Origin of the sequence: Christiangramia echinicola DSM 19838 (assembly GCF_000423065.1) — a bacterium.
GTDB classification, from domain to species: Bacteria; Bacteroidota; Bacteroidia; order Flavobacteriales; family Flavobacteriaceae; genus Christiangramia; species Christiangramia echinicola.
Genome location: NZ_AUHG01000018.1, coordinates 30,112 through 46,909 on the forward strand (window position 1 = coordinate 30,112; position 16,798 = coordinate 46,909).

General features: G+C 37.6%; 16 protein-coding genes. 1 reads left to right on the plus strand and 15 read right to left on the minus strand.

All coding sequences use genetic code 11. The features are described 5' to 3' along the window. Positions 1-56: 56 nt before the first annotated feature. From queA to G530_RS0113740, 12 genes are all read right to left on the minus strand, one after another. Positions 57-1,112 carry a tRNA preQ1(34) S-adenosylmethionine ribosyltransferase-isomerase QueA gene (gene queA / locus G530_RS0113685; protein ID WP_026935074.1) on the minus strand — a complete coding sequence of 352 codons (1,056 nt, stop codon included), beginning with the start codon at positions 1,110-1,112 and terminating at the stop codon, positions 57-59. A 75-nt stretch (positions 1,113-1,187) separates the two neighbouring features. Then, complete coding sequence (aroA, locus tag G530_RS0113690; RefSeq protein ID WP_026935075.1) at positions 1,188-2,414, minus strand: 3-phosphoshikimate 1-carboxyvinyltransferase; 1,227 nt, start codon at positions 2,412-2,414, stop codon at positions 1,188-1,190. Positions 2,415-2,443: 29 nt separating this feature from the next. After that, the gene (locus tag G530_RS0113695; protein WP_026935076.1) at positions 2,444-2,698 is read right to left on the minus strand and encodes a hypothetical protein; all 255 of its coding nucleotides are present in this window, start codon (positions 2,696-2,698) and stop codon (positions 2,444-2,446) included. After that, the gene (locus G530_RS0113700; RefSeq protein ID WP_026935077.1) at positions 2,698-3,024 is read right to left on the minus strand and encodes a nucleotide pyrophosphohydrolase; all 327 of its coding nucleotides are present in this window, start codon (positions 3,022-3,024) and stop codon (positions 2,698-2,700) included. The genes G530_RS0113695 and G530_RS0113700 overlap by 1 nt, the downstream gene beginning before the upstream one ends. Next, positions 2,990-5,044 (minus strand): DUF3857 domain-containing protein, encoded by a 2,055-nt coding sequence (locus G530_RS16980; protein ID WP_051199797.1) that lies wholly within the window; start codon positions 5,042-5,044, stop codon positions 2,990-2,992. Before G530_RS16980 ends, G530_RS0113700 begins: the two co-directional genes overlap by 35 nt. Positions 5,045-5,048: 4 nt before the next feature. Further along, positions 5,049-6,965: a transglutaminase family protein gene (locus G530_RS0113710; RefSeq protein WP_026935078.1), complete on the minus strand. Its 1,917-nt coding sequence runs from the start codon at positions 6,963-6,965 to the stop codon at positions 5,049-5,051. Positions 6,966-7,016: 51 nt separating this feature from the next. After that, positions 7,017-7,469, minus strand: a complete 453-nt coding sequence (gene dtd, locus G530_RS0113715) for a D-aminoacyl-tRNA deacylase (RefSeq protein WP_026935079.1) — start codon at positions 7,467-7,469, stop codon at positions 7,017-7,019. Continuing rightward, positions 7,470-8,417: a ribosome small subunit-dependent GTPase A gene (rsgA, locus tag G530_RS0113720; RefSeq protein ID WP_026935080.1), complete on the minus strand. Its 948-nt coding sequence runs from the start codon at positions 8,415-8,417 to the stop codon at positions 7,470-7,472. It lies immediately after the preceding gene. A 97-nt stretch (positions 8,418-8,514) separates the two neighbouring features. After that, complete coding sequence (locus tag G530_RS0113725) at positions 8,515-9,603, minus strand: bifunctional 3-deoxy-7-phosphoheptulonate synthase/chorismate mutase type II (RefSeq protein WP_026935081.1); 1,089 nt, start codon at positions 9,601-9,603, stop codon at positions 8,515-8,517. Further along, entirely contained in the window at positions 9,593-10,477 is an 885-nt protein-coding gene (locus G530_RS0113730; RefSeq protein ID WP_026935082.1) for a prephenate dehydrogenase, read from the minus strand. The genes G530_RS0113725 and G530_RS0113730 overlap by 11 nt, the downstream gene beginning before the upstream one ends. Further along, positions 10,474-11,619: a pyridoxal phosphate-dependent aminotransferase gene (locus tag G530_RS0113735; protein ID WP_026935083.1), complete on the minus strand. Its 1,146-nt coding sequence runs from the start codon at positions 11,617-11,619 to the stop codon at positions 10,474-10,476. The genes G530_RS0113730 and G530_RS0113735 overlap by 4 nt, the downstream gene beginning before the upstream one ends. Further along, positions 11,616-12,443, minus strand: coding sequence for a prephenate dehydratase (locus G530_RS0113740; RefSeq protein ID WP_026935084.1), 828 nt, complete (start codon positions 12,441-12,443; stop codon positions 11,616-11,618). Before G530_RS0113740 ends, G530_RS0113735 begins: the two co-directional genes overlap by 4 nt. A 350-nt stretch (positions 12,444-12,793) precedes the next feature. Here G530_RS0113740 and gldA point away from each other — a divergent pair, with 350 nt between their 5' ends. Continuing rightward, positions 12,794-13,711, plus strand: a complete 918-nt coding sequence (gene gldA / locus G530_RS0113745) for a gliding motility-associated ABC transporter ATP-binding subunit GldA (protein WP_026935085.1) — start codon at positions 12,794-12,796, stop codon at positions 13,709-13,711. A gap of 142 nt (positions 13,712-13,853) precedes the next feature. Here gldA and G530_RS0113750 read toward each other — a convergent pair whose 3' ends face one another. From G530_RS0113750 to metF, 3 genes are read right to left on the minus strand one after another with little or no spacing between them, the layout of a single operon-like run. Beyond that, a complete protein-coding gene (locus G530_RS0113750; RefSeq protein ID WP_026935086.1) occupies positions 13,854-14,609 on the minus strand; it encodes a head GIN domain-containing protein in 756 nt (251 codons plus the stop codon). Beyond that, entirely contained in the window at positions 14,606-15,709 is a 1,104-nt protein-coding gene (locus G530_RS0113755; RefSeq protein ID WP_026935087.1) for an acyloxyacyl hydrolase, read from the minus strand. The genes G530_RS0113750 and G530_RS0113755 overlap by 4 nt, the downstream gene beginning before the upstream one ends. A 59-nt stretch (positions 15,710-15,768) precedes the next feature. Continuing rightward, on the minus strand, positions 15,769-16,722 hold the full coding sequence (metF, locus tag G530_RS0113760) for a methylenetetrahydrofolate reductase [NAD(P)H] (protein ID WP_026935088.1): 954 nt from the start codon (positions 16,720-16,722) through the stop codon (positions 15,769-15,771). Between the last annotated feature and the right edge of the window lie 76 nt (positions 16,723-16,798).

Below are 16,798 nucleotides of genomic sequence, written 5' to 3' on the forward strand. Positions count from 1 at the left end.
AAAAAAGGCCATAAACCGAAAATCAGCTTATGGCCTTTAAATATTATAATGGTTGATTAAATAATCAACATTGCATCTCCATAAGTATAGAATCTGTATTTCTCTTTTACAGCTTCCTCATATGCTTTTTTCATAAAGTCATGACCTGCAAATGCAGACACCATCATAAGCAAAGTAGACTTTGGCGTATGGAAATTGGTGATCATACAGTTAGCGATATTGAAATCGTAAGGAGGAAAGATAAACTTGTTAGTCCACCCACCGAATTCGTTCAAGGTTTGGTCTGACGATACAGCGCTCTCTAAAACTCTCATTACCGTAGTACCAACAGCACAAACTCTTCTTCTTTCAAGCTTTGCTTTATTAATAACATCTGTAGCGTCCTTCTGGATAAAGGCTTCTTCACTATCCATTTTATGTTTGCTAAGGTCTTCTACCTCCACCGGGCTAAAAGTTCCTAAACCAACATGAAGAGTAACTTCAGCAAAATCCACACCTTTGATCTCTAACCTCTTAAGCAGATGCTTAGAGAAGTGCAATCCAGCTGTTGGGGCTGCAACTGCTCCTTCATTCTTTGCGTATATTGTCTGGTATCTCTCTTCGTCTTCCGGCTCTACATCTCTTTTGATATACTTTGGAAGTGGAGTTTGTCCCAGTTCTTTCAATTTAATTCTGAAATCTGTATAAGATCCATCATAAAGGAATCTCAAGGTTCTACCTCTGGAAGTAGTATTATCTATAACCTCAGCAACAAGACTTTCGTCTTCACCGAAATAAAGTTTATTTCCAATTCTAATTTTTCTGGCAGGATCTACAAGAACATCCCATAATTTAGTTTCAGGATTTAATTCTCTTAACAAGAAAACTTCAATTCTAGCCCCGGTCTTTTCCTTGTTACCATAAAGTCTGGCTGGAAAAACCTTGGTATTATTAAGAACCATCACATCTTCCGGCTCAAAATAATCGATTAAGTCTTTGAATTTTTTATGTTCAATCGTCTGCTCCTTGCGGTTAAGCACCATTAGCCTTGCTTCATCCCTATTTTCAGATGGATACTCAGCCAAAAGTTCATTAGGCAGTTCAAAATTGAAATTTGAAAGTTTCATTCCCATAGTTCCTGTTTTAAAGGCTGCAAATATACAATCTCAACATAGGGGTTGTCAAGTAAATAAGTGTTTATTTAAAAATTAAATAATTTCCTGTGTTTCAAAGCCGAGTTCTTTGAGATCTTTCCAAAAATCCGGGTAAGATTTTGAAACTACTCCGGCGTCTTTAATTGAAAACGAAGTTTTTAATGCAAGTGGTGCAAATGCCATCGCCATGCGGTGATCATTATAGGTTTCTATCAATATATCTTTAGCCAGGGTTTTAGTTGGCAGAAGATGTAGACAATCATCGGTGATATGAACCCTGGCTCCGAATTTCTCCATTTCATTCTTTAATGCCAATAGCCTATCTGTCTCTTTGATCTTCAACGTATGTAAACCTTCCAGAACACATTCCATCCCCAGAGCCAGACAGGTTACAGCGATCGTTTGCGCAATATCAGGAGAGTTCCTAAGATCTTCATTGATTCTTATTGAACGTTTCATTTTCTCATTCTTAAGCAGAATAGAGTTCTTTGAATATTCAGTCTGGACCCCAAAATGCTGGTAGATCTCTGCCAGGCATGAATCACCCTGCCTGCTGTCTTTTCTGTAATTGGAAAGTTTGATTTCTGCAGATTCTGAAATAGCGGCAATACTATAAAAATAAGAAGCAGAACTCCAATCTGATTCTACTGCTATACTCGCAGGTTCAAGTTTGTTAACAGGAGCAATATAGACGCGATCGTCCTTAAAGTTTCCTTCTATACCCGCTTGTTTAAGGATCTCCAGGGTCATTAAAATATAAGGAGTGGAAGTCACCTGACCTTCCAGGATAATTTCCAGACCATTAGGTAATGAGCTGCCAATAAGCATCAAAGCCGAAATGTACTGACTACTGATATTTGCCTTTAATTTTACAGAATTTGCATGAAGCCTTTTACCTTTAATGATCAAGGGCGGAAATCCAACCTCATTTTTATACTCAATATCGGCACCCATTCTCTGCAACGCATCCACAAGTAACCTGATAGGTCTCTGCTTCATTCTTTTACTACCGGTGATCTCAACTTCACAACCTTCCTTGCAAGCGAAATAGGCCGTAAGAAAACGCATGGCTGTACCAGCATGATGAATATCTATAAGACCATCACCTTTTTCCAGAGCCTTTTTAAGGACCACTGTATCATCACTATTGGAGAGGTTTTCAATTTCAATTTCGGGATATAAAGCCTGAAGTATTAATAGCCTGTTAGACTCACTCTTTGAACCGGTGATCTGTAGATCGGCTTTAATTTCAGCCTGATTTTTATGTAGGGATAAATTCATTTTACGAAATAAAGGAATGAACAACTAAATTAATCTTTCTTTTGCTTCCCCCGAAATTGACCGAAGGCTAAAATAAATCCGTATAAAAATGCAGCCAGTAATTGCCCGATTATAAATCTCACTAATTTTCCATCTGCTGTTCTTTCTTTGAAAAAAGTAACAAAGGCGAATTCTCCATATTCAAATAACATGGTGATCACATTATATAAAACCAGGAATGAAAGGCCTAACCAGAATACAGATTTCCAGAAGGATCTTTGCGACACTATAGATTTAAACTGCATTATTTAAGCTTTTCGTTATTCTTATGCCTATCCTTATCTCGTTTGGTCTTGATATCTAATTTACGATCAAAAGCTTCCTGAAGGTCAACACCCGTTTGATTCGCCAGGCATAATACCACGAACATAACATCTGCAAGTTCTTCACCCAGATCCTTATCCTTATCACTTTCTTTTTCGCTTTGCTCACCATACCTGCGAGCAATTATCCGGGCTACTTCTCCAACCTCTTCGGTTAGTTGTGCCATATTGGTTAGTTCATTAAAGTAACGAACACCGTGTTCTTTTATCCAGTTATCTACCGCTTTCTGTGAGTTCGCTATTTCCATCTTCGATTGTTTTTTCCAAAACTATAGCTTCGCCATGTTTTTTAATAATATTCCTGTAAAACTTTTTTAAGAAATTATATTCCTGAGGTAGAAATGCAGTTTTCTTAATCATTATAAGGGAAGATAGGCGTATAATATTTCCAGATGCATTCAGAATAAATTTAAACTCTCCATCATCTTCTCCAAGCTTTACTACTGAACTCTCTGGAAGCGAGACAACTTTATAACCTTCAGGTAGCATTATATTTATCAAATATTTCTTTACTTCAGGATAATCATAGAATACAGGGTAGCTTCTGGTTTCATCCTTAAACGGATTCTCCTGAATTGCTTCAAACAACAAGGGTTTCAGGTATATTTTATCTCCTATGACATCTGTTGCAGCAGGGAGTTTAAATTCAAATTTCTCAATTATTTCTGCTCCTAAGTTTTCTTTATTTTCAACTTTATACTCACTAATTTCGATATCTGGAACAAATTCCAGTCTTTCTTCAACATTATTATTCTGCTCCGGCTTGGAATGTTCCTCTCTAAACTCTTTTGCAAAAAGTCCGTTGTAATTTCTATAATTCCTACCTATTGCTGTTGAACCTTCAAATTTGATGTTCATTCTTAAAGAATTTTCAGAAATATAATCGGGCATAAGATTTATCCATGAAGATTCTCCTCCTTCTTTAATCAATCTACCCTGCCAGTTACGAGCTCTTTTTGGAAGTTCGCCTATACCAGCATTTGGATCTGTAGCATCCATGAGAAATAAATTCCCGTCTATTCTAAGCCCTGCAACAACGTAATTGAAACCATCCCTGGTTGGAAAAAGAGGAATCCCATTGGATGGCGTACTCAATAATACAGGCTGAGCATCTAAATTGGCATATTTCAGCATAGATATCAACAATAGATTAATATCCCCTGTATTACCAGAACCTTCTTTAAAAGCCTTTTTTGTACCGTTATCCGGATAGAATCCAACATAATCGTTCCACTTTACTTTTTGCTTCACAAACGCAAAGATCTTTTCAGCTTTCATTCTAGGATCTGATAATCCAGAAAGTAACAGATCTATTTCTTCATCATAAAATCCATCACGTTTTAATTCCTGGCCAACCCCAAGGTCATTATAAATAGATTTGGTTACGTCTTCCCAAGTTTGAGAGTAATTCTGAATGGTTGAATTTGGAAATTTGGTATACTGTAACTCCCAGTCTATAAAAGCTGCATAGGTATGTAGATTCTCCACATGGGATTCCTTCTTTAACGCTGGAATATCATTTTCATTAATGGAATAAATATAATTAGTAAACTCAATTTTAGTGTTTTCCCTGGTTTGTTTCACTACGTGCATGCTCGAATTACGATTCATTGTAGAAAAAGTGTAACTATCCCTTTTAGTACTTTCTTCGAGTTTATATTGTAGGGGAGAACGCATATTTTGAAATTTACTGAAATAAAAATATTCGGGAATTTTCACATCTACCTCTAGCCTATCAATTGGTATGTTATATTGCAATGGCAGTTTCCCTATAGATCCTATATAAGGAGATTTGATCTTGTAGGTGTACTCGATCACACTACCTTCAGTAACAGCAGGCATGGTAAATTTGGTGACCGTCCAGTATTTTGATTTTTCCTCTTCAAAAACTTCATCGTTCTTTAACTTCTCTTCCTCAAGTTTCCCATCGATAAGATTATAGGTATATCCCTTTAAACTTGTTAAATCATCTTCATCAGATTTCCCGGTGTACTTTCTTATCTCTTTGGTAGCCCAATCAAAGCCCTCTTTGCTGTAAATTTTAATCCTTTCATGAACCTCTGTAATTAGGCGAAACCCATTATTTTTATCATAGTCATAATAAACCTTCTGACTTCTGAAAAGTACCGCAGCGTTTGCATCTTTTTTTACGGGATGTTCCTTTTGCAGGACTTCCTCTTCTGATACTTTACCGAACTTATAGTTCTGACTGTTAAGTTGGAAAACAATAAAAAAAAGGATTGTTGTGGTCAGGTAGATTTGGCGCATTTTATTAAGCTTTATTAATTGGAGCGATCACAGCTTTGCGATTACTTAGGTGATGGATTTGATTTATAAAATCTTTGAATTTTTTGAATTTTTCAGGAGCCCATTCTCCTTCTTCAATTTGTAAATTTCTCTCCACTAGGATCACCTCTGTATCTTCCTCATTTTCTACTGAAATTTTCAACTTCAAAGTTCCGAACTCGGTTTGAAGTTCTTTACTTCCTGGTAAGGCTTCAACAGTATAACCTTCAGGTAATATAAATCTGAATTGATTCTGATAACTTTTCCCTCTAAGTATCTGAATTGGATTTTCTCTGTTCTTATCTTTTTCGACCGTAAGATCAAAATTTTCTATAAAATTTAAGGGAATCAGAAGTCGGTCACCAGCATTACTGCAGAAACGGTTTGCCTGGAACCTAAGCTTTTCTGAAAATTCAATATCATTTTTATCATTTTTCAGAATTATAGAATCAAACATTACATTTTGAAACTGAGGCCAGTTTTCACGATAATAATTCATTTTTACATCTTCTGTTTGCAATTCCAGCAGGTAGATATCACCGTATGGAACCCCATAGCTATATCTATTTAAAGTAGCATCAAAACCTCCATTTTCGTTTATCTTAATTTCAGCAGAAGTCTTTTGTAAGTTGTCTTCTGCTGTGTATTTTTTAGTTCTTACGATCTCACCGCCTGTAGGTTTTATTTTTACAGCATAACGATCATCAGTAAAATCGCCTAAATAATTGAACGGGGCATCCTGACTGGTACATTCCAACCAGATATCATCTTTATTATCCATTGGAATACTGAGTATCACATGATTTCCTTGCATTTTAGTAAACTCAGGGTCTATATCTCTTTTAGGGCCGCCATAAATCACAGTATAATCAGATTCTATTCCCTGGGAAGCTAGCAATGCTTTAGTAAAGTTGGTCAGCCCTTTACAATCACCATAACCCAACCTATCCACTTCCTGCGCATTATATGGCTTCCAGCCACCTATCCCAAGCATTACTGCTATATAACGAGTATTATCCTGAACATATTTATAAATAATACGGGCTTTTTCTTCTTTGGTTTTCGCATTTTGAGTTAACCCAGAGACCTTACTAACGATTACCCCTGATAAATCTCCCTGCCCGGCAACTAAATTATCATATTGCCATTTTCCAAAATCCTCCCAGTTTGTCGCCTTTCCTAAAATCCCTTCTAAAGAAAACTCTTCCAAAGCAACCATAAGCCTGGGGCTACTATTTCTAAAAGACGGACTCAATTCTTCATAGCTTTTAGCTGGAATATCTTCGGCTGTATAATCTAATTCATACTTGGAATATTCTTTACTTATCGCCAGTCCATCCAGTTTTCTTTCTGTAAATCTTATTGGAATTCTTTCCTCATTAATGATCTTGTAAAAAGACTTTTCAACGCTAACCTTATACCCTTCTACAGGCCACCAATCTGGCAGGAACGCAGAACTTTCAGTTCTAATTCTTGAGGAATAAATTACCGTATATGGATATTTTCGTGGAGTATATTCAAGGTAACTAACCTTATTATCAGAGAATAGAACAAAGTTTTGAAAATTACTTTGAGAATTGAAATCCCGCTTTTTAAATTTCCTGATCTCGTCACCCTCAGCATTTAATATCACAGCTTCCTGATCAAGAATAACCCTGCCTTTATCAAAATTCTCGTAAGCGTTTATAAAAGTTTCACCAGATTCATTAAGTACGGTTACAACTCTATAGGTAAATATCTCAACATCATCTATATTTTCAATCTCTATCTCGGTGTGATGCTCACGAACTACAGCGTTTGCATTTAATAACATCTTTAGGTTAATATCACTAACCTTATAGTTTTCCTGGCAATGTAGGGTAGAAAAAAGGCCAAGGAAAATAACAACAATAAAATTGCGCATTCCGGGGGGCTGGCTTAAAATTTAGCGCAATATATAAAAAATTAACGTTTTTTAACGTTTGTCCTTAGAATCTAATAAAATTGTAACCGGCCCATCATTTAATAAAGAGACTTTCATATCGCCTCCAAAAACTCCGGTGCCTACTTCTTTACCTAATTCCTGTTCAAACTTCAAAATGAATTTTTGATACATAGGCTCAGCGACTTCTGGCTTGGCAGCTTTTATATAACTGGGACGATTTCCTTTTTTGGTACTGGCGTGTAAGGTAAACTGACTAACAATAATGGCATCCCCGTCTACACTTTTTAAGGATTCATTCATTACGTCTTCCTCATCATTAAAGATCCTCATATTCACGATCTTTCTGCATAGCCAGTCAATATCCTCTTCGACATCTTCAGTTTCTACTCCCAGTAAAATCAATAAACCCTGTTGCATAACAGCACAAACTTTATGATCTACCATTACAGATGCTTCGGAAACTCTTTGTATTACTGCTCTCATTTATTTCTGATATTGATCTACTCGATAATTATCATCTTCCCCTTCCATGATCTGCAAATAACTTTTATACCTGGACCAGGCGATTTCACCTTCTTCCAGGGCATCTTTAATGGCACATTTTGGTTCCTCTATATGCAGGCAATTGTGAAATTTGCAATCCTGTTTTCTTTCAAAGAATTCGGGAAAATAATCTCTAATTTCTTCGCGATTCATATCTACTACCCCAAATCCTTTGATACCCGGCGTATCAATGATCCTGGCATCAAAACTTAGATCGAACATTTCCGCAAATGTGGTGGTGTGCTGTCCCTGGCTATGTTGTCTGGAAATTTCAGAAGTTTTAAGATCCAGGCTGGGTTCTATGTGATTGATCAAAGTAGATTTTCCTGTACCACTGTGACCTGAGATCATGCTGGTCTTTCCAATCATCTTCTCCCTAACCTTATCTACGTTCTTCCCTTCTTTTGCCGAAATCCCTATACATTCATAACCCGCAGCACGATATAATTCAGCAAGATATTTCACTTCTGCCAGCTCTTCAATAGAATAGGTATCCACTTTATTAAAAAGTAGTACCGCTTTAATTCCGTAGGCTTCAGCAGTCACCAGAAAACGATCTATAAAGGTGGTAAGCGTTGGAGGATTATTCAGGGTAATCAAAAGAAAAACCTGGTCTATATTCGAAGCAATAATATGGGTTTGCTTCGATAGATTCACAGATTTCCTGATAATATAGTTTTCACGCTCCGTGATCTTTTTGATCACCCCGGTCTGCTCCTCTACTCCTTCTTCCAGGTCAAACTGAACTTTATCACCCACCGCAACAGGATTAGTACTTTTAATCCCCTGGATCCTGAATTTCCCCTTAATCCTGCATTCATAAAATTCACCGTTATCAGCTTTCACATGATACCAGCTCCCTGTAGATTTATAAACCGTTCCCTGCATTTATGCTAAATTATTCATGTCTCGAATTCTATTTTATTGAATGCAAATTTATAGGAATAATTTCACAAGACCACCTTAGTTTCATATCGCTTTAAAATTACCTGATCCCATCTAAGATCTTTTGCTGATGATTAATAGATTCCTGGTGGATCGCCTTGAACATTCTAAGCACGAATTCTTCACTAAGACCTTTCTCTTCACCTTCAAGCACCATTTTCCCCAGAATCTCATTCCATCTTTTGGTCTGCAGAATAGCCACATTCTTGTCTTTTTTCACCTGGCCTATCTCCTCAGCAATTTTCATTCTTTTCGAAAGTATCTCCAGGATCTGGCTATCTGTAATATCGATCTTGGATCTTAAAGCGGTTAGTTTATTCTGAAAATCTTCACTTGCAGAAATTTCCTTTCTTACCTTTAAATCTTCCATCATTTTGATAAGCGATTCCGGGGTAATTTGCTGCGCAGCATCACTCCAGGCTTTATCTGGCGTATGGTGAGTTTCAACCATAAGTCCGTCGTAATTAAGATCCAGAGCAGTCTGACAGAGATCAAAAATGATATCTCTTCTTCCGGCGATATGCGACGGGTCAAGAATTAGCGGAAGATCTGGAAATTTATTCTGAAGCTCAATCGGGATCTGCCATTCCGGATTGTTTCTGTATTTGGTCTTTTCGTATGCAGAAAAACCTCTGTGGATCACTCCAAGTTTGCTAATATCGGCAGTATGCAATCTTTCTACCGCTCCTAACCATAACGAAAGATCTGGGTTCACCGGATTCTTCACCAAAACGATCTTATCTGTGCCTTTCAAAGCATCTGCGATCTCCTGAACTATAAATGGGGAAACTGTAGTTCTGGCCCCTATCCATAAAATATCCACATCATGCTTTAAAGCAAGATCCACGTGGTTAGGATTAGCAACTTCGGTAGTGGTAAGCATTCCGGTTTCTTCCTTAGCTTTCTGAAGCCATTTTAAACCAAGAGCTCCAACACCTTCAAAGTTCCCCGGTCTTGTTCTGGGTTTCCAGATTCCAGCTCGTAATACTGTTGCATCACTATCCTTAAGCTGGTGAGCGATCGTTAATACCTGTTCTTCTGTTTCGGCACTGCAAGGTCCTGCAATTACCAATGGGTGTGATAATCCGAAATCATCCAACCATGTTCTAAGTTCTGCTTTATTTTCCATTTTCTATAATTTTAATTTCCTCGTTTTGATTTATTCCGTTTAATACTTCTCTGATATGATTTGTTCTTTCCATTTCACTAAAAACCTCTTCAAAATTATCATCTTCCATGAGTTTTCTAAAATGTTTCAAATTTGAAATATATTCATCCAGCGTCTCCATGACATTCTTCTTATTCAGATTGAAAATTGGAGTCCACATCGCCGGAGAACTTTTGGCCAGTCTTACCGTGGAGGCGAATCCACTCCCCGCGAGATCGAAAATATCCCTTTCATTCTTCTCCTTTTCCAGAACTGTTTTTCCTAGCATAAATGAACTTATATGCGACAAATGAGAAACATAGGCGATATGACGATCGTGAGATTTAGGATCCATATACCTGATTTTCATCCCAATGGCCTGAAATACTTCTAGAGCTCTTTCCTGAAGTTTGAAGGCTGTTTTTTCAACCTCACAGATAATATTCGTCTTATTCTTGAATAGTCCATGAATGGCCGCAGTTGGCCCTGAGAATTCTGTTCCTGAAATTGGATGACCAGACAGGTAATTCCTCCTCTTAGGATGATCTGATACCTTTTCACAAAGATGCTCTTTGGTGGACCCTGCATCTGTAACTACACAGTTATCATTTACCAGATCAAGGATCCTGGGCAAAACTTCCAGCGAAGCATCCACCGGAATAGCCAGATATACAAGATCTGCCTTGGCAAGGTCTTCGAAAACTGCCTTGTGATCTATCAATCCAAGATCTAACGCCTTTTGCAGGTGCTCCTCATTAGCATCTATCCCGTAAACTTCCACCTGTTTAATTACAGATTTAAGATCGAGGGCAAAAGAGCCACCAATTAAACCGACACCTATTACAAAAACCTTCATTTTTTTATTCTTTTTAAAGCTTCATTTATAACTTCTTCACTGGCGCAAAGGGAAAACCTAACATATCCTTCTCCCTGAGATCCAAAAATGAATCCCGGTGCAATAAAGATGTCTTTTTTATAAAGCAGATCGTTTACTATATCTTCAGAGGTTTTTCCTTCTGGTGTTTTAGCCCAAACAAAAAGCCCCGCCTGATCATCTCTAACTTCACAGTTCAATTCAGAAATTAGTTCCAATATTTTTTTCTTCCTTTTAGCGTAGATCTTATTCTGTTTCTCGAACCAGGCCCCTGATAACTTCAACGCTTCTACCGCTCCAGCCTGAACCGGGTAGAACATCCCGCTATCCATATTAGATTTCACCTTCAAAACAGAATTGATGTTTTTCTGACTTCCAGCCAGCATACCAACTCGCCAACCGGCCATGTTAAAGCTTTTACTTAAAGAATTTAATTCCATTACGTAATCACTCAAACCATCTTTTTGAAGGATACTTCTTGGATCATCATTCTGGATAAAACTATATGGATTATCATTTACCACAAGGATCTTATGCTTCTCAGCAAATTCAGTTAATTCAGCAAAAAAATCATCTGGTGCTTTAGATCCAGTAGGCATATGCGGGTAATTCACCCACATCAACTTTACTTTGCTCAGGTCTTCGCCACTTAATTTCTTTAGATCTGGCAGCCAGTCATTCTCTGCTCTTAATTCATAATTGCGCTCCTTCGCATCCAGTAATTTAGAAACCGAACTGTATGTGGGGTAACCGGGATTAGGCAATAAAACCTCATCCCCGGGATTTAAAAAGGTCATGGAAATATGCATGATCCCTTCTTTACTTCCCATTAAAGGAAGAATTTCGGTCTCCGGGTCCAGCTTAAGATCATAGAATTTTTCGTAAAATCCTGCGATGCCATTTCTTAATTCGGTAACACCTTTATATGGTTGATACTGGTGTGCGCCATTAGAAGAAAGTGCTCTATTCAGCGCCTCCACTACCTGTGGGGGCGGGGCAAGATCTGGACTCCCAATTCCAAGGTTGATAATAGGTTTCCCTTTCGCTCTTAGATCGGCAACTTCACGAAGCTTTTTCGAAAAGTAGTATTCCTGTACCGTATCAAGTCTTTTAGCCGTTATCATACAAGATTGTTTTTATAGATCCCTAATATTTTTAAATCCTCAGTCATTAATTTCAATACATCAATCGCTTTTTCAAGATCTTCATGTTTCTCAAAGATCACGTCAACAAAAAATGAATATTTCCAGGGCTCATCAATAATAGGTAGAGACTGGATCTTGGTCATATCGAGATAACAATCTCTCATGATATTCAGAATTGAAACCAGACTTCCTCTTTCGCTTTTCAGAAAGAATTTTAAAGATGCTTTATCCAGTTTTACACCGTTCGGTTTTTGTCTCTCTGTACCCAGAACCAGAAACCGCGTAGCATTACTTTTAATGGTATGAATTTCCTTTGCCAGAATTTCAAGTCCGTACATTTCAGCCGCGGCTGGACTTGCAACTGCAGCCACTTTCGTCAATCCTTCTTCAGAAATTCTCTTGGCTGCCTCCGCCGTATCTGCATCTTCGATCAATTTTATATGAGGATGTTTCTTAAAGAACTCTTTACACTGTAACAGGGCCATTGGATGAGAAAATACTTTTTTAATATCCTTTATCTCCTGTCCTGCAACAGCCATCAGGTTCATATTTACCGGAGTATAATGCTCCCCGATCACACTCAGGTTGTATTCGTCTATCAGGGCATAATTTGGGAGAATTGAACCAGCAATACTATTCTCTATTGCCATTACTGCCTCGTTAGTTTCGTTAGATGCCAGTTTTTGTGCAAGCTCGTGAAAAGACATATGTTCCATCACCGCTACGTCTTTGTGATAGTAATCCATTGCCACCAAATGGTGAAACGAACCTTTAATTCCCTGAATGCCGACTTTCTTATTCATATAGGTACCAATAAAAAAAGTCCCGATCTAAGATCGAGACTTTTATATAATTTTATGTATTAATTAATCATATAGCATTCCCGATCCTATCTCTGGTATAGAAATAAAAATAATAGAATGCGTTCCAATTAATTATACTTGTCATTTTCAATATTAATGAAAGACTAAAGTAATCTTTAAATTTTAGAATCAAAGTTTTTCGCCTTCAAATTTTATACTTTTCTGATATTCGAAATAACCATAAGGTTTTAATACTAATAACAATTTATCTCTCTTGATTTTCGTTGAAACTTTGAATTATTTTCATCGGGATCCCTAATAATTTATTCCTAATTTTGAAATCGAAAGCTATGTCTATAAGCGTAAACAACATATCGAAACATTTTGGAAGCCAGAAAGCGCTAAACGAGGTTAATTTTGAGATTTCAGGAGGTGAAATTGTAGGTTTTCTTGGTCCGAACGGAGCAGGGAAATCTACTTTAATGAAAATACTTACTGGTTATTTACAACCTGATGGAGGCTCTGCTCAAATAAGTGGTCTGGGACTAAAAGATAATGTTTCTGAGATTCAGCAACAAATAGGATACTTGCCAGAACACAATCCTTTATATACTGAAATGTTCGTTCGGGAATATTTAAGATTCAATGCTTCTGTATATAAGATCAACAAAGACCGCGTTGAGGAAATTATCAAACTTACCGGACTTACCCCTGAGGCCAACAAAAAAATAGATCAGCTTTCTAAAGGTTATCGCCAGCGAGTAGGTCTTGCCGCTGCGCTTTTACATGATCCCGAAGTCTTGATCCTGGATGAGCCAACTACTGGTTTGGACCCAAATCAATTGGTGGAGATTAGATCTTTGATTAGAAATATTGGAAAACCTCAGGATAATGGTAAACCTGGAAAAACTGTTTTTCTTTCTACCCACATTATGCAGGAAGTCGAAGCCATTTGTGACCGCGTAATCATTATAAATAAAGGAGAGATCGTTGCCGATAAAAGAATGAAAGATCTTAGGGAGAATAATGAACAGGTCATCTTCGTGGAATTCGATTACCGTATTGAAGAGGTAGCTCTTCAAAAAATCCCGAATCTCACCTCGGCAAAAAATACAGGCGGATTTACTTACGAAATGATCTTCGACACTAAAAAAGACATGAGACCGGCAATTTTCGACTTCGCTCATGACAACGGACTCAAAACCCTTCAGCTGAATCATAAAACCAAGAACCTGGAAAGTCTTTTCGCTGAACTAACTAATTCTTGATTTTTTGATAGCTTCATCGATAGAAAATAGATGAAATGTTACCATGAACTTGATTAACTACGTTGAATCTTCGATTTCAGGATTCCGAGGAAAGAAACCGAATCAAATTCAGCTTGACGAAAATTTGAGTTTTCAAACAGCCTTAATTTTCCTCAAAAATCAGCTTTCCTCGAAAATGTTCTTCCACATCTACCTCTGGAGGTCGATTCACCGAAATTATATCTCCATAGCTAAAAATATCTCCTTTTAGACTTTGTTGAGGGTTCACAATTAACTTATTGGTCCCACGGTGAAAAAGATCATAATTCTGAACGATTAGATCTCTTGCTTCAAGTCGGCCATCACCCGCTGCAAAGAAACCGTCAAAATTTTCAACGCTTCCCGTAAGGAAGAAATGAGAATAATTATCGTTCGTAATTCTTAGATTTTTGACATTCAAATCGAGTTTAAAATTTCCATCTGTATGAATTTCGGGATCTAAGGCCTGGTTTTCTGAAACCAACCAGAGTTCTTCAAAATTTAAAGTCCCAATACTTTCTAATTGAATATTACCAGCATGCCTTAAATATTTCAAATCGGGTATGGTCACATAAACACTCGTGACTCCGTATTCCCGGAAAAAATTACACCTGTTGTCATTTTTCAGAATCAATCGTCCTGCTTCGACTTCTACTGAAATCTCATTCAACAGGTTTTCTCCGGTTTCCACTATTACTTTCTGTTGATCACCCTGTTCAATATAAAGCTTGATCTTATCATAGACTATTATCTCATCGAAATTTTCAACAAGGATTTCCTCCTGAATAATATCTCCGGATTTTTGTAGACAGTTCCCGGCCTCTTCAGAATCACAGCCTACGAAACCAATTATTGCCAGTAAGTATATTATCTTTCTCATAATCTGTATCCTATTGAAAATTCAACCGCTTCCGCATTCGCCCCATGGGATCTCACGGTAACCGACGCCCTCCAGTCATCTGTTATCTTTCGCTCCAGGCCAACCCTGTTATAGACCTGTTCTACATAATCTGTATAAGGGTAATACGCATAATAGCCCAGTTGAGTGATCAACGACATTTTGTTAAAGGTTAATTTATGACCTACAAAAAGGCCTAGCCTTTTAGAGTCCTCATCCCCTTTTGTTCCTTTCTGAGGAAAAGCCGCGGCCTGGTAATTAATAAATTCTTCTAAGGAACGTGAAAAGAACAATTCCGCGCCACCCTGCAACGTACTTTTATGATTCAATACTTTATCGGCATAGGCTGATAAGGTTAAAAATGGCAGTTTTGGTGAACCTACCACACCCGAGGTATTAAAGCCACTACGCACGGCAAAATTATAATGAAATGGCTCTGTATATTTTTCTGCCTTATCTCCAGGGATATAATCAGGCTGATTATTATGGTCCAGCAAATAGTTCAAGCCTACGTTTAAGGTAAAAGTATTCGTGCTATGATTCGGTGAACCAGTGTCGGCATTAGAATAGTGAATGATCGTCACCCCGGCATTTACACCAAGCCCACCAATTATATTTTCTTTACGAAAGTTACCCATCAAATAAGTGGAACTTAAAAAACGAGTACCATAGGCATTGTTGAGATAGTTCGTGTCTGGATCATATGGATTTGTAGTATAGGCTATCCCCTGCCCAATCCTGAACATTAATAATCTCTTTAAAGCATAGAAACTAAAATGTCCATAAACCGAGTAATTCTCACCAAGATTAGTATTTTTCATATCCTGGTAAATGAAAGAATATCCAAAATCGGGATAATTATACCTGCTTTCCCATTTTTCCAGTCCGTAGGTTTTCCTGTTATAGCTTATTAGAAAACCGTTTGGATGATCTGTGATCAAGTGAGCGATATCCGGATTATGCTCCAGGATAGAACCATAAAAATAACTGGCATCCAGAGAGAAATATTTCTTAGGTTTCTCTTGCTGTCCAAAAGAAATAAAGCTGCAAAGAAAGAGCAGAAAGGGGGCAATTCTTTTCATAAGTTGGCAAATCTAACATATTTACGAAAAAAACTGCTATAAGTTTTATCCTCAGAAAATTAAAATACAGCTTTGGCTATTCGCTCGATATTACTGCTTTTCCCCATAGAATAATAATGCAGTACCGGAGCTCCACCTTCCATCAATTCTTTAGATTGCTGAATACACCATTCGATCCCAACCTGTCTTACTTCTTTATTGTTCTTGCATTTTTCAACTGCAGAAATCAAAGGTTCTGGAATATCAATTTTGAAGACCTGCGGTAACATTTGTAAATGCCTGGAAATGGCAATAGGCTTAATTCCGGGAATTATCGGGACATCAATTCCAGCATTCCTGGCCTCTTTCACAAATTCAAAATATTTTGAATTATCAAAGAACATTTGGGTAACCACATAATCTGCACCTGCATCAACTTTTTCTTTCAATCTTTTCAAATCTGAATTTAAGGATGGAGCTTCCACATGTTTTTCAGGGTATCCTGCCACACCAACACAAAAATCAGCCTTATCATCGGCCTCAATAACATCATGCAAATATTTCCCTTTATTGAGATTCTGAATCTGCTTTACCAGGTCGCATGCATAGTGATGCCCTCCATTAGATGGTTCAAAGAATTTCTGATGGCTCATCGCATCACCACGAAGAGCCATCACGTTCTCAATTCCCAGGTAATGACAATCAACAAGTAGATATTCAGTTTCTTCTTTAGAAAAGCCACCGCAAAGCACATGAGGGATGGTGTCCACATTGTATTTATGCTTTATCGCCGCACAAATCCCCACCGTCCCGGGACGCATACGAGTGATCTTCCTATCAAACAGTCCGTTGCGGTCAATATAAACATACTCCTCCCGGGAAGTCGTCACGTCTATAAACGGCGGTTCAAATTCCATCAAAGGATCTATGTTGTCATAGAGTTCCTGGATATTTTTCCCTTTTGTCGGCGGAATAATTTCAAAGGAAAACAATGTTTTCCCATTTGCCTTTTTAATGTGTTCGGTAACTTTCATTTTTGAACTTTTATTCTTTTTATTGGGGCGTTGCCCTTCGGGCCGGGCTTTTCACTTTATCTTTTAGCACCATGCT

Coding starts and splice junctions, on each gene's coding strand:
- queA (WP_026935074.1), bottom strand. CDS start 1,112: ATGGGAATGAAACTTTCAAATTTCAATTTTGAACTGCCTAATGAACTT.
- aroA (WP_026935075.1), bottom strand. CDS start 2,414: ATGAATTTATCCCTACATAAAAATCAGGCTGAAATTAAAGCCGATCTA.
- G530_RS0113695 (WP_026935076.1), bottom strand. CDS start 2,698: ATGCAGTTTAAATCTATAGTGTCGCAAAGATCCTTCTGGAAATCTGTA.
- G530_RS0113700 (WP_026935077.1), bottom strand. CDS start 3,024: ATGGAAATAGCGAACTCACAGAAAGCGGTAGATAACTGGATAAAAGAA.
- G530_RS16980 (WP_051199797.1), bottom strand. CDS start 5,044: ATGCGCCAAATCTACCTGACCACAACAATCCTTTTTTTTATTGTTTTC.
- G530_RS0113710 (WP_026935078.1), bottom strand. CDS start 6,965: ATGCGCAATTTTATTGTTGTTATTTTCCTTGGCCTTTTTTCTACCCTA.
- dtd (WP_026935079.1), bottom strand. CDS start 7,469: ATGAGAGCAGTAATACAAAGAGTTTCCGAAGCATCTGTAATGGTAGAT.
- rsgA (WP_026935080.1), bottom strand. CDS start 8,417: ATGCAGGGAACGGTTTATAAATCTACAGGGAGCTGGTATCATGTGAAA.
- G530_RS0113725 (WP_026935081.1), bottom strand. CDS start 9,603: ATGGAAAATAAAGCAGAACTTAGAACATGGTTGGATGATTTCGGATTA.
- G530_RS0113730 (WP_026935082.1), bottom strand. CDS start 10,477: ATGAAGGTTTTTGTAATAGGTGTCGGTTTAATTGGTGGCTCTTTTGCC.
- G530_RS0113735 (WP_026935083.1), bottom strand. CDS start 11,619: ATGATAACGGCTAAAAGACTTGATACGGTACAGGAATACTACTTTTCG.
- G530_RS0113740 (WP_026935084.1), bottom strand. CDS start 12,443: ATGAATAAGAAAGTCGGCATTCAGGGAATTAAAGGTTCGTTTCACCAT.
- gldA (WP_026935085.1), top strand. CDS start 12,794: ATGTCTATAAGCGTAAACAACATATCGAAACATTTTGGAAGCCAGAAA.
- G530_RS0113750 (WP_026935086.1), bottom strand. CDS start 14,609: ATGAGAAAGATAATATACTTACTGGCAATAATTGGTTTCGTAGGCTGT.
- G530_RS0113755 (WP_026935087.1), bottom strand. CDS start 15,709: ATGAAAAGAATTGCCCCCTTTCTGCTCTTTCTTTGCAGCTTTATTTCT.
- metF (WP_026935088.1), bottom strand. CDS start 16,722: ATGAAAGTTACCGAACACATTAAAAAGGCAAATGGGAAAACATTGTTT.